Genomic DNA, 12,963 nt, shown 5'->3' with positions numbered 1-12,963 from the left:
TCGAGCGCGGTTGCGGGGGCGGGCGCCGTCGCGTATCTGCTTGCCATGACAGCCCAGCACACAGCCCAAGACACAGCTCAGGCGCCGTCGACGCCCTCCGTGGCCTCGGCGCATGACAAGATTCTGATTGTCGATTTCGGCAGCCAGGTGACGCAACTGATCGCCCGCCGCGTCCGCGAGATGGGCGTCTATTCCGAGATCGTGCCGTTCCAGAAGGCGGAGGCCGCCTTCAAGGAGATGAAGCCGAAGGCGGTGATCCTCTCCGGCGGCCCGGAATCTGTGCACGAGACCGGCTCGCCGCGCGCCCCGCAGCTGATCTTCGAGTCGGGTGTTCCCGTGCTCGGCATCTGCTACGGCCAGATGACCTTGGCGGCCCAGCTCGGCGGCGAGGTCGAGGGCGGGCACCATCGCGAGTTCGGCCGCGCCGATGTCGAGGTGAAGACCGACAGCCAGCTGTTCGACGGCATCTGGGGCCACGGCGAAAAGCACCAGGTGTGGATGAGCCATGGCGACCGCATCACCAAGATGCCGCCGGGCTTTTCGGTGGCCGGCACCTCGCCGAACGCGCCGTTCGCGATCATCCAGGACGAGACGCGCAAATATTACGGCCTGATGTTCCATCCCGAGGTGGTGCACACGCCCGACGGCGCCAAGCTGCTGCGCAACTTCGTGCGCAAGGTCGCGGGGCTGACCGGCGACTGGACCATGCGGGCGTTCCGCGAGGAGGCGATCGAGAAGATCCGCGCCCAGGTCGGCACGGGCAAGGTGATCTGCGGCCTGTCCGGCGGCGTCGATTCCGCCGTCGCGGCGGTCTTGATCCATGAGGCGATCGGCGACCAGCTCACCTGCGTGTTCGTCGATCACGGCCTGCTGCGGCTCGACGAGGCCAAGACCGTCGTCGACCTGTTCCGCAACCACTACAACATCCCGCTGGTCCATGTGGACGCGTCGAAGGAGTTTCTGGGCGAGCTCGAAGGCGTCACCGATCCCGAGGTGAAGCGCAAGACCATCGGGCGGCTGTTCATCGACGTGTTCGAGGCGGAGGCGAAGAAGATCGTAAATAAAGGTGAAGGTCCGGCCGAATTTTTGGCGCAGGGCACGCTGTATCCCGACGTGATCGAGAGCGTCTCCTTCACCGGCGGCCCGTCAGTGACCATCAAGTCGCACCACAATGTCGGCGGCCTTCCGGCGCGCATGAACATGAAGCTGGTCGAGCCCTTGCGCGAGCTGTTCAAGGACGAGGTGCGCGTGCTCGGCCGCGAACTCGGCCTGCCCGAAGTGTTCGTCGGCCGCCACCCGTTCCCGGGCCCCGGCCTCGCCATCCGCTGCCCCGGCGACATCACCAGGGAAAAGCTCGACATCCTGCGCAACGCGGATGCCGTCTATATCGACCAGATCCGCAAGCACGGCCTCTACGATGCGATCTGGCAGGCCTTCGCGGTGCTGCTGCCGGTGAAGACCGTCGGCGTGATGGGCGACGGCCGTACCTACGAATACGTCGTCGGCCTCCGCGCCGTCACCTCGACCGACGGCATGACCGCGGACTTCTATCAGTTCGACATGAAGTTTCTGGCCGAGACCGCGACGCGCATCATCAACGAGGTGAAGGGCGTGAACCGCGTGGTGTACGATGTGACGAGCAAGCCGCCGGGGACGATTGAGTGGGAGTAGGGAACCAGATCGTCAAACGACTCGGTGGCGTTTGATCACTTCGATCTCTCCCTCGCCTATATTGCTAATCATTGTCCTTGCGCGGTCGAGAAGCCAGTCAAAGCCGACCACTCTTAGGTTCTGCCGACGGCCATTCGCCCGATCAAGGTTTTGGCGCTGTTCAGTCGTGAGCGCAGTCTCTAGGCCAATCACAGCGAGACAGTCTGCTCTGCGATAGTTCGGAAAATGCATTCGCGCTTCGACGACGCGCTCTGATAGAAAGCTCTCATAGTCAAGCGTCTGCTTTTCAGCGTGGACTGTTTCGTGACTAAACTGGCCCCCCTTTGTCAAAAGCATCTTTCCGGGACACTCGATCTCTACCACTAGATAGCTGTCATCCGCTCTTCGGATCACGAAGTCAGGCTCCGCTGCACCATGGAAATCCGGCTGACTCCAAACCTGGACCGCCAGCGGATCAAGAAGCTGAGGGTATGTACAAAAAAACTCTTGAAACGCCGGCTCATCGTTCGCACGTGCTGTCAGCATGTGCTCGTACCGATCGAGTGCAGGCGGTCCAAATCGAAGCCATTTAGCGCTAATGGCGCCAACGAGATGCTGGACGAGCTCGGGCGCTGGCTCCTCAGGCTGCAGTTGTAGGTGCATGAATGATTGACTCAACGGAATGAGAAGGTCGTCGGTAGGAAGCGACATGACGAGTGAGCGCAACGCATAACGCGCTGCAGGCTTTGTTGTTGTCGCGTCAAACTTCGAATTTACGAGCGCTATGAACCTTGGATTAGTCATTAGCAGTTGGTTCACGGAAAGTCGGCCCGAAGCTCCAAGTACAGTAAATAGAGTGAGGGCCGCGGACTTGCTCTTCACGGTGCGGCCCTTAATGGCGATATCAACAATAACTTCGAACCCTTTTCGTCCCCAGGTCGTTAAGGCAGCGTAGGCAGGGAAGGTAATCGCAAGTTCATCTGCTGCCCGCGCTTCGACCTCAACGCGGTTTCGTGCCGCAAGACCACCGTCCGTGATTGCGTCCTGCAGCAACGCGTAAAAAGTATCGAAGTAGTTCACCAAGCACTCCCTGACTGTTTGGAGCCGTTTCCGATGGTGCAGCGCAGTGGTCTATCATCGTCGGCAACCGGCGCCATAGCGCCGAAGCCATCGATCACGTGGCTTTCTCGCGACTTGGGCTCACTAGCTAGAGGGAGAGTTTTGCTTCTCTCTCGTGCTAAACTCGGCGATCTTACCGGCTAATTGTTCAATTGTCTGTTTGTTAAGCTGCGCCCAAATGGTCGTGAACGCGAGGCTCACTGTTTGGGCGGGGATCAATCCTAATTTCGCGCCAAGTTGCGAGAAAAGCAGGTGAGTATCCTTGTTCGATCTGCGAATCTGTTGGCAAGCCTCCAAAACGCGATCGCTCTCGGCAAATTCTTGAAGAAGCGCGACGGACAACTTGCCTCCAATCTCGGGCCAGGCCTCGATGCAGCTATCGAATACGTATGCCTCAGGCGCATTGCCAGGAAGGCGAAAGATACCTTTGGTGGGATCGTCATCTTGTTTTGAATCTCCATCAATAACGCATACTGAAGGGACGGAGACCGACGGATTTGCGTTGTGATAGCCGTTCATCGATACTGCTGCGCCGTCTCCGGCCATTGCATGTACTTGGAAGTGTTCGATCGGATAGACACTTCCTTGTCGGAGGATCGACTCCACCCAAGTTTTGGCGAAATCGTCCTCGACAAAAATTACGGACGACGTCTCTATCTGCCCAGTGATCGCGCGCAAAGACGCGATATCGAGCTTGCCCTGAAATAGCTTGTCCTTTGTTGCCGCCCAAATTGCCTTGCTCGGCAAGGGTTGGAGCGCTTCGTTCGAGTGAGTCGTGAAGATGACTTGGATTTTCTTACGTTCCGCAGCCCAGATTAGGTACTCGACGAGTCGAATCGTGGCGACTGGGTGCAATCCGTTCTCAATCTCTTCGATCAAAACTAGAGTCTGGTCTTTCGCGGCTTCGATTGCCGCAACCATGCGAATAATGCTGGATTCTCCTGCCCCAAAGTGGAATTCAGAATATTGAACGCCACTTTGTGTCTGGCCTGTAAGCAGCGTAACATCGCCGGAGGCGTGGATTCTTAGCTGACGAAACCCACTTACGTCTTTGTCCAAGATTCGCGATATTGCTTCGTTGAGCTCTTGTGAAAATCCAACTATTTGATTCTCGGGGACGGAAAACTTTCTGGATGTGCAGCTCAAAAGTTCCTTTCGTTCGCTTGCGGGCACGGTCCTTGAGACGCCAAAGACGAGCACTTGCCTGTCCATAGCGTCACGATTCCATTTGAGGCTCTTGAAGCTCGCAGTTCGTCGGACATGATCTTTAGCGACGCTGCGATCGACGATCTCGTATTCTATCGACCAGTCCTGCATTCCAGCGTCGTACTTGCCACTCTTTGAGAAGAAAGTGCGAGGTGCGACATCCTTGTAAATAATTCCCGCTGCTCCCAAAACGGTGGTTTTGCCTCCGCCATTTGGGCCAATGATGGCCGTGACCGGAAAGTCGAAGGATATGGGTTCGTCGTTGAAGCCGCGCACCTTCTTGAGAATTAGTCTGGCTAGGTATTGGCCGTAGTTTCTCTCTCTAGCCTTATCTAACAAGCCATTGACTGTGCTGTCGCGCACTTCGCTTTTGAACATTGCTCGCATCCCCCATTCCATTTTCGTTATGCCAAACAAACAAGTTTTGCCGCAAGTATCGCTTCGTCTATGTGTGCGCCGTGGTCGAGTTGCCCTGACGCGAACTAAATCCCTTCCCACCTCCTGCGACAAATCACCCCGACGGGCAACTCAGCAAAACCTGTCAATCCCGCGATAAGAAAATATTCCGCTTGGCGTTTGACCCAACTCAGATGTTCAATATGCGCATCCCACCCGACACGAGGGGCGGATCGCGGTCGTCACGAACGTGGTGTGGGATGCGGTGGACGCTGAGTGCGCGACTGACGAGTGCGCATGAAGTGGACGGCGAAGTCGTGTGGTCCTGACGCCCTAGTGGTAGGTGTCTTCCGCGAGATGCGAAGCATCTTCGCGAAACGGTGACAAAAAAGCCCAGTCTCGCCGGGGAGAGCACGAAGTAAGCCGCACAACCATCGCGCAGGGAAGGCCGGATGTTTCCGGTTACACCTGTGGTCCTACCCCCGAGCTCTCTACCCATTGCTCGGGGCCCATGGGTGCGATCGGCACCCGGTCTTCCCTGCGCCCTCTGATCGAAGAGGGTGAAACCAACAGCAAAGCTCGGACGATTGTCGTCGCGAGGACGTGATGTCATATCTGACGCTGTTTGAAACCGTTGATCCGAACTGCGCGCTGTTTATCCGGCGCGGCCCGAGCGTCTCCCCGCTTTTCGAACGGCGCCCGTGCGCCGATCACTGCTCCTTCCTGAACAAATCCCGGAGGATGAGTGGGCCCCAAAACGCGGCCGCGTGCGTGCACCAGCGAGCGTAGCCCGGATAAGCCAACGGGGCGCGCGTTCGCGCGACCCGTTGGCTCATGCGGGCTACTTGCTACCATGGCTTGGAACGATCGAGTGGGAGTAGGGCGTCGCCGCCTCATCTCGATCTGACATTCGGGCCATCTATGCCGGCAGAAGACCCGCGGCGCGATAGCTGTCGATCGTCGAGTCGTAGAGCGAAATATCCGAGCGGCTTCGGGCGATGAGCTGCGCGCCGGCGACGGCGGCGAAGATGGCGCGGGCCCGCTGTTCGCTCTTTCTCGAACTGACCAGGCCCGCAGCCACCAACAGCTTGCTCAGCCACGCCACGTTGACGTCGGCAAAGGTCTGGACCTCCTTCTTCACTGCCTCCGGCAGGTGGTCGACTTCCGCCGACATGAAGCTGCAGAGGCACATGCGATTGTTGCTCTCGAGCGCTTTGCGGAACACGTCGGGATAGCGACGCAGGCAGCGGACGGGATCGGCCGTTTCTGCCATCATCGACTCGAGTTGGACGGCGGTGTCCTCCCAGTAGCGCCGCGCGACGGCCACGCCGAGATCGGCCTTGCTCGGAAAATGGTGATAGATGCTGGCGGCCTTGATCCCGACTTCGTCCGCGAGATCGCGGAAATTCAAGCCGCCATAGCCGCGTGCCTGCGCGGTCCGCTTTGCTGCCGCCAGGATCGCCTCCCGAGAGCTCGAACTCACTTCGTCGCCTCACTGCTTCGTTATCTACCAAGTGACAGATAGGCGTTGACCGGCCGGATTTAAAGGCTAATTTCACCCTACCAAGTGACAGGTAGACAGGAGTCATGATGAAGATTTACGATTGGCCGACTGGCCCATATCCGGCCCGCGTTCGCATCGCTTTGGCCGAGAAGAACCTGCGGTCGCAAGTGGAGTTCGTATTGGTCGATCTCTACAAGGGCGAGCACAAGAAGCCCGAATTCCTCGCCAAGAACTACTCCGGCACCCTGCCGGTGCTCGAACTCGACGACGGGACGTTCATTGGCGAGTGCACGGCCATCACCGAGTACCTTGACGCGCTCGATGGCGCGCCGACGCTGACCGGCAGGACGCCGCGCGAAAAGGGCGTGATCCACATGATGAGCAAGCGCGCCGAGCTGGAACTGCTCGATGCCATCAGTGTCTATTTCCACCACGCTACGCCGGGCCTTGGGCCTCATGTCGAGATCTATCAGAACCCTGAATGGGGATTCCGTCAGCGCGACAAGGCCCTCAGGGGGATGCACTACTTTGACGGCATCCTGAAAGGACAGCCGTTCGTCGCCGGCGAGTCGTTCACGATGGCCGATATCACCCTCATCGGCGGCTTGATCTTCGCGGGACTCGTGAAGGTGCCGGTGCCGGTCGAGTGCGAGGCTCTCTTGGCATGGTATGCAGCGATGCAGGAGCGTCCCAGCGTCAAGAACCGGATAAGGATGTCCGAGCCGATCGAGGCATCTTGATCGAGATCGTCGTTTGCGAACACCGCTCTCGCGAGTCTTACGCGAGGGCGGATCGGCAAGATTGCAAGCGTAGCCCGGATGAGCGCAGCGACATCCGGGGTTTTCCGATCGGCGCTCCGCGTCTCGTCCCGCATGTCGCTCCGCTCATGCGGGCTACGGATCGCAAATCCGTTACTGCTCCTTCTTGAACAAATCCTGGAAGATGAGCGGGCCCCAACTGCGGCCGCGTGCGTGCACCAGCGCGCCACCCTCGTTGAGCTTTCCCAGCTTGACGGGTGCGAACCCGAGTTGCTTCGCCAGGGCGGCCACAGGCGCGATCGCGTCCTCGTCGTCACCAGCCAGAAAGACCACCCGGTGGCCGCCCTCGACGATCGGATCGGCAGCCAGCTTGGCCGCAACCAGGTGATTGAAGCCTTTGACGAGCTTGCCACCGGTGAACGCCTTCGCGACGAAGGCGGAGGACGGCAGACCGTCCAGCTCTTCAGGGACTGGAAACGCGTTCATCGCGTCGATCACCGTCTTGCCTTTCCAGCTCGGCAGGGCCTTCGCAACCTCGCGATGCTCCCCGAACGGGACCGCCAGGATGATTGTGTCGGCCTCGAGTGCTTCCCGCAACGACCTGGCGACGACCGTGGGTCCAATCGCCCGAGCCTGCGGCGCCAACGCCTCGGGCGGCCGGCGGCTCGCGACGGTCACGTCGATGTTTTTACGGGCGAAGGCGTGGGCAAGGGCCTGGCCTATCTTACCGAATCCTACAATCGCGTAGCTCATAGTGCATCTCCGATCCGTGTTGGTGTTGATTCGATTTCAGATGGCCGAAAAACCGCCGTCGACAGACAACTCCACCCCATTCACGAAGCTCGAATCGTCTGAGGCAAGAAACAGCGCGGCCGCCGCGATTTCCTCGGGACGACCCATCTTTCCCCGCGGGATCAGGGATTCGAACATCCGCTTCGCCTCCTCGGTGAGGACCTGGTCCTGCATCGGAGTGGCGATCGGCCCCGGGCTCAGCACGTTCACCCGTATATTCCTGCCCTTCAGTTCGTTGAGCCAGGTGCGTGCGAATGAGCGCAACGCCGCCTTGCTTGCCGCATACACGCCGTAGCCGGGAAAACCTTTTACCGACGCAACTGACCCGGTCATGAAGATCGATCCGCCATCGTTGAACAGCGGCAATGCCTTCTGAACCGCAAACAGCGTGCCGCGCGTATTCAGGCCGAAGGTCGCATCGAAATGCTGCTCGGTAATCTCGCCGAGTGGGACGGCGTTGCCCATGCCGGCGCTCGCGTACAGGACGTCGATCCTGCCCTTTTCCCGCTTGACTGTATCGAACAGACGATCGAGGTCGTCGAGATTGGCCGCGTCGCCGCGCACGCCGGTCACGTTGCGGCCGATCAGCCTGACGGCCTCGTCGAGCACCTCCTGCCTTCGACCCGTGATGAAAACATAGGCGCCTTCTTCAACGAACCGCCTGGCGCTCGCCAGCGCCATGCCGCTCGATCCACCCGTGATGACTGCAACCTTACCCTCAAGCTTTCCCATGACTTCTCCTTTCGTCGTGTCGGACAGCGTCTCTGGTCCCATTTGCGAGATGGCCCCCGAGAACCTCGACGTAGCTCCGCCGGCGTCAGGCGTTGAGTGCGGAAGCGTGCACATCGGTGGTGCGAAATCGATCCGGCTGGACGCGTGAGGCCGGCCGCGACGACGGGCGTCCGCCGTTTCGAATTGGGCCGCGTTTGTCGGCGTGGCTATTCGGCTTGGGCTAGGATGATCGCCCGTGTTACCCACATACGAGATGCTGTTCGACGTATTGGACACGGGCTTTGGAAGGCGCACCCCAGCGGTGCTGGATTGCACCATGATCGACTGGGATGACGTTCGATACTTTCTTGCCGTCGCGCGCGGAGGGTCGGTGCGGGCTGCCGCCGAGCGCCTCGGGGTGAACCACTCGACCGTGCTGCGACGCGTCGCCCAGCTGGAGGAACGGCTCGGAGCGCACATGTTCGAGAAGCTGCCCTCGGGCTACCGCCTGACGGCTGCGGGGGAAGAGGTCCTCGAGCTCGCGGACCAGATGGAAGCGTCGTCGCACCAGCTGGAGACGCGCGTCTTTGGCCGCGACCAGAGCGTGCGCGGGCGTCTGCGGGTGACGCTGGCACCGCCCCTCGCGACACACCTGCTCATGCCGGACTTCGCCGATTTCGCGCGTCTGCATCCGGACATCGAGATGGAAATCTTGTCGTCCGGCGAACTGGCAAATCTGACCAACCGGGAGGCCGACGTCGCGATCCGCGTCGTCTACGACCGCAAAACCCTGCCGCTCAATCTTCACGGCCTGAAGGGACCGGAGCTGTTCGGAGGCATCTACATATCCCGCGATCGACTGGCCGCGTGGCGTGCGGGCGCGCCTGATCCCGTCAGGTGGATCGTCATAAGTATTCACGGAATTCCGGACTGGGCTCACGAGGGTGAGGTGCGCGCCGCCGAGGTTCCGTTCAGGGCCACAGATGCCGCGGCGCAGATCGTCGCGGTGCAGCAGGGGATCGGCATGACGACGCTGCCGTGCTTCGTCGGAGATGCCGACCCCTTGCTAGCGAGGGTGCCGGGCACCGACCTGCACATGTACGGAACGCTCTGGCTTCTCACACAGGGGGAGACACGCAAGACGAAGCGCGTGCGGCTCTTCACGGAGTTCGTATCCCGCAGGCTCACCGCATACGCGCCGCTTCTCGCCGGACTGTCCGTATCACGCGACTGACGCGCGGGCAGGAGTCAAGACGAAGAAACGTTTCTGCAACGACAAATCAACTCATTGGGCGCAATGAGAACCATCGAGCAAGCGTAGCCCCGATGAGCGAAGCGATATCCGGGGCATTTTCTATCGTGTGTCGCGTGGTGTCCCGCATATCGCTGCGCTCATGCGGGCTACTCACTGTTTCAGCGGAGCGATGGCACATCGCGCCGGTCAAGCAGCTAGGAGGCCGCTCGACCGATCGATGCGCGCCACGCGATCAATATGGACCCGGTTCGCAGGGGACGTTGTTGCCGGTCCAGGGCGCGGTGGCGAATGAGCCGACGCGCGGCGCCGGGATGCAGGCGCGACCGTCGACATAGACGGGTTCGGTCGGCGCGGCGGCGCTCGCCTCCGCGACGTGGCGGGACATCGTGTGGGTTTCACGCGCCATTGCCGGCGACGCGATCATGGCAACCGCGATCAAAGTAGCCGACAGGAATTTGACGTTGGTCATGGAGTTTCTCCGTTTTGTTTATGGGGCCGAGGAGTCTGGCCTCGTCAGATATTTGTGCACGGCAACGGCGGACTTAAATGCAATCATCATTCACGCCGGCTCAACGCTGCGTGAGCAATGAGGTCCTCGCCGTTGTGTCGCGCGATGCAGACCATCACCGACAGACCGGATGAACGAAGCGTAATCCATCACGTCTTCGGGTGATGATCGTGAGGGTGCGTTACGTCCGCGTTGGCACTCCTACGGGTTCAGCAAGCGTAGCCCGGATGACCGAAGCGATATCCGGGGCGTGTCGTGACGTCCCGCATATCGGTGCGCTGATGCGGGCTACCCGCTGGCGAACCCGTCCTGCGTGCCCAGGAACTTTCGGACGCAAACGCCGCACAAAACTCCGTCACGGCGCGAGCTCGGCTCTGATCTCGCCGAGCAGCGCCATGCCGCCGAGCCGGCCGAGTTCGTCCGAACACTTTGCGCTCTTGCCGTAGCAGCAGAACGCGACCGTGACGCGCTCCGAAAGCGGTCCGATGCAGGGCAGTCCGCTGTCGCCGAAGGTGGTCATGCAGGGCACGACGCGGCGTTCCTCGAAAGCGAGCTCGCGAATGCGTTCAAGGATCTGTCCTTGAAGCCGATCGGCGACTTCAATCGATCCGCCCGAGCGGAACCAGTCCTTGATATCGGCCTCGCTGCCGAGCGGAAGATCGACCGGATCGCCGCCGAGCTTCAGCCAGGTCTGGCCGTCCGGATAGCGGATCGGCGGCAGGATGTAGGGATTGTCACCCTTGGGCCCGAGACAACGCATCGATGGCATTCCGGCCAGGCGTTGGGTCTCCGCCGCACCAAGCCGGAACAGCGCTGCGGTCCGCCCATAGACCGTAAAGCCCAGGGAGCGGCCGAGCAGCGATTGGGTGTGCCCGCCCGCCGCAACCAGAACGCGCTCGGCCTCGACGCTGCCCGATCGCGTCCGGATCGTCACGCCAGAGCCCCAGCGCGGGTTCGTCGATAATCCGGGCGCCGGCGCGCTCCGCCGCGATCGTCTGCGCGCGGACCAGACGGCGCGGGCTGATGTATCCGGCATTGCGCGGCTCGAAATAGCCCTGCATTCCCGCCGTCGATTTCAGAAACGGAAAGCGCTCCGCGAGCCCCGCATCATGATAGGCTTCACACTGGATTCCGTCTTCGGCACAGATCCTGCCGATCGAAGCAACATCGCTGGTTTCGCTGCGGCCGATGTGAAGTGCTCCGGCTTCCCGATAGAACTCCACGCCGCTCTCCGCTGCAATCTCGCCGTAGCGCGAAATCGCGGCGCGGTTCGCTTGCCGCCAGAACGGCCCTGGATCGTAACTCCGCGTGATGCGGCCCTCGTCATAGTGGCTGCCGAACACGCCGCCATGGCGCGAAAAATCCGCCGGCTCATCGGGCCCGATCAGCGCAACATCGTGGCCCATCTTGCTCAGATGCCGCGCAGCCGCCGATCCGATCAGGCCGCGTCCGATCACCGCAAGTTTGATCGCTTGATTGGTGCTCACGAAGAAGTCCTGCGCTCTGCCTGCATCGGCGGTGTGAAATCGACCATGTCATTTCCGATGCTCCGGCAGCAAGCATAATCCAGCCGAGCGCGCAGCTGGATTGGCGAAGCGTGATCCGCCGTATCTTGAAGCCACGCGCGAGGCGGCGGATTGCGCGTCGCTAACCCGCCCTGCGATGTGCGCCAGACTTTTCGCGACTGCCGGGACGTCGGCGTAAGCCCGCGCCTGATGACGCTGCCTTCCGCACGAACGTTCCACCGGCCCAGAATGAAACAAATAGTCACGGTGATTTCACTCGCGCTGAACGACGTTATATGAGATGATGCAACCAAGGGTCAATATGGTGCATCTTCACCGGCAGGAGGGCGAAATGAGCGACCAGATGATCGAGGCGACGACAAGTCCGGCACAGATCGTTCAACAGGCGGCAAAAAAATATCTCGACATCAGCAACGCCCCTGGCTGCTGCATCGCGGTCTATGACGAAAAGTCGTTCGGCACCAAGGGCTACGTCTACCCCAAGGGACTGTCAGGCGTGGCCGGCTCGTCGCCCGCGCCATTCAGTGTCACGACCGACACGGTGTTCGAGATCGGATCGGTGACCAAGGTGTTCACCAGCACATTGCTGGCGGTGGCGGTCAAGGCTGGTGGGCCCACTCTTGACGATACCATCGGTCCTTATCTGAACCTCTTCAGCGCGAACGCGGTGGGAACGCCGGTGCTGGACGCCATCCAGCTCGTGCAATTCGCCACCCATACCTCCGGCATGCCGGAGCAGCCGGGGGACGGCTTGACTGGCTACAGCGAGCAGCTGTTTGCGGACGAGCCGCCCTCCAGTGAACTCATCAACTGGTGGAATCAATATGATACGCCGCCGCAGGGCTGCTGGCAGTATTCCAACATCGGCTTCGTGACCCTGGGCTTTGCGGTCACGCAGATGTTTGCGAAAGACAAGGGCCATAACTACAACGAAATTTTGGCCGAATACATCACCGGTCCGCTCGGCATGAAGCAGACCGGAGCCGTGCTCAATTCGTCGTGGAAGATCGCGCAGGGATGTATCGGGCATTGGAGCAAGAGCTCCGAGCCGCCATATCCGATCGTCTTCGACCGCAACACGCCGACCGGCGGCACGGCCTTTGATCTGAAGACCACCGGCGACGACATGATCAAGTTCCTTGCGGCGCAGATCGCGGCACCGAAGGGGCCGCTCGGCTCGCAAATCGCGCTGACGCGGCAGAACCAGGGGACATTCCCCATCTGCGGGGAGAAGACCAGCGTCACCATGGGCCTCGCCTGGCAGATCACCACGGACACGCAGGGCCATACCGTTTTCACAAAGAACGGCGCGACGAGCAGAGGCGGATTCGAAGCGATCGTGATCGTCGTGCCGGAACTGCAATGCGGTGTCGCGGTGCTGAGCAACCAGTATTTCGATGCGTCGGGCGTGCACCCCGCGGGGATCGCACCCGGCCGCACCGCACTGGAGATCATCTCGCAGCTTCATCCAGGATTCGAACTGACCGAACCGCTGCAAGAACACGATCCATTCGACTAGCAAACCTGGCCCGGACGAG

The 12,963-nt window shown here is 60.7% G+C and carries 10 protein-coding genes and 1 pseudogene; 4 read left to right on the top strand and 7 right to left on the bottom strand.

Translation table 11 applies throughout. The annotated features are described in order from the left end of the window. Positions 1–45: 45 nt before the first annotated feature. A complete protein-coding gene (gene guaA / locus I6F38_RS04190; protein ID WP_249794041.1) occupies positions 46–1,671 on the top strand; it encodes a glutamine-hydrolyzing GMP synthase in 1,626 nt (541 codons plus the stop codon). Between the two features lie 12 nt (positions 1,672–1,683). On the opposite strand, the gene I6F38_RS44190 is transcribed toward guaA, so the two are convergent. From I6F38_RS44190 to I6F38_RS04175, 3 genes are all read right to left on the bottom strand, one after another. Further along, positions 1,684–2,730, bottom strand: coding sequence for a Shedu anti-phage system protein SduA domain-containing protein (locus I6F38_RS44190; protein ID WP_225159162.1), 1,047 nt, complete (start codon positions 2,728–2,730; stop codon positions 1,684–1,686). Positions 2,731–2,853: 123 nt separating this feature from the next. Continuing rightward, positions 2,854–4,353 carry an AAA family ATPase gene (locus I6F38_RS04180; protein WP_225159161.1) on the bottom strand — a complete coding sequence of 500 codons (1,500 nt, stop codon included), beginning with the start codon at positions 4,351–4,353 and terminating at the stop codon, positions 2,854–2,856. Positions 4,354–5,290: 937 nt separating this feature from the next. Continuing rightward, positions 5,291–5,854 carry a TetR/AcrR family transcriptional regulator gene (locus tag I6F38_RS04175; RefSeq protein ID WP_225159160.1) on the bottom strand — a complete coding sequence of 188 codons (564 nt, stop codon included), beginning with the start codon at positions 5,852–5,854 and terminating at the stop codon, positions 5,291–5,293. A 107-nt stretch (positions 5,855–5,961) separates the two neighbouring features. On the opposite strand from I6F38_RS04175, the gene I6F38_RS04170 reads away from it, so the two are divergent. Then, positions 5,962–6,615, top strand: coding sequence for a glutathione S-transferase (locus I6F38_RS04170; protein WP_225159211.1), 654 nt, complete (start codon positions 5,962–5,964; stop codon positions 6,613–6,615). A 171-nt stretch (positions 6,616–6,786) separates the two neighbouring features. Here the strand turns inward: I6F38_RS04170 and I6F38_RS04165 are convergent, their stop codons facing one another. Both I6F38_RS04165 and I6F38_RS04160 read right to left on the bottom strand, forming a co-directional pair. Beyond that, positions 6,787–7,386 carry an NADPH-dependent F420 reductase gene (locus tag I6F38_RS04165; protein WP_249794040.1) on the bottom strand — a complete coding sequence of 200 codons (600 nt, stop codon included), beginning with the start codon at positions 7,384–7,386 and terminating at the stop codon, positions 6,787–6,789. Positions 7,387–7,422: 36 nt separating this feature from the next. Then, the gene (locus tag I6F38_RS04160; RefSeq protein ID WP_225159209.1) at positions 7,423–8,157 is read right to left on the bottom strand and encodes an SDR family oxidoreductase; all 735 of its coding nucleotides are present in this window, start codon (positions 8,155–8,157) and stop codon (positions 7,423–7,425) included. A 316-nt stretch (positions 8,158–8,473) separates the two neighbouring features. Here I6F38_RS04160 and I6F38_RS04155 point away from each other — a divergent pair, with 316 nt between their 5' ends. After that, a complete protein-coding gene (locus I6F38_RS04155) occupies positions 8,474–9,370 on the top strand; it encodes a LysR family transcriptional regulator (RefSeq protein ID WP_225159159.1) in 897 nt (298 codons plus the stop codon). 253 nt (positions 9,371–9,623) lie between these two features. Here the strand turns inward: I6F38_RS04155 and I6F38_RS04150 are convergent, their stop codons facing one another. Both I6F38_RS04150 and I6F38_RS44185 read right to left on the bottom strand, forming a co-directional pair. Next, positions 9,624–9,860 carry a hypothetical protein gene (locus tag I6F38_RS04150; protein ID WP_225159158.1) on the bottom strand — a complete coding sequence of 79 codons (237 nt, stop codon included), beginning with the start codon at positions 9,858–9,860 and terminating at the stop codon, positions 9,624–9,626. A gap of 394 nt (positions 9,861–10,254) precedes the next feature. Then, positions 10,255–11,305: pseudogene (locus tag I6F38_RS44185) on the bottom strand (FAD-dependent oxidoreductase). Positions 11,306–11,756: 451 nt separating this feature from the next. Here I6F38_RS44185 and I6F38_RS04135 point away from each other — a divergent pair. Beyond that, positions 11,757–12,944: a serine hydrolase domain-containing protein gene (locus I6F38_RS04135; protein ID WP_225159156.1), complete on the top strand. Its 1,188-nt coding sequence runs from the start codon at positions 11,757–11,759 to the stop codon at positions 12,942–12,944. Positions 12,945–12,963 lie beyond the last annotated feature (19 nt).

This window comes from Bradyrhizobium sp. BRP56 (assembly GCF_020194035.1).
Taxonomy (GTDB): domain Bacteria; phylum Pseudomonadota; class Alphaproteobacteria; order Rhizobiales; family Xanthobacteraceae; genus Bradyrhizobium; species Bradyrhizobium australafricanum.
This window is presented reverse-complemented; position numbering and strand designations above follow the sequence as displayed.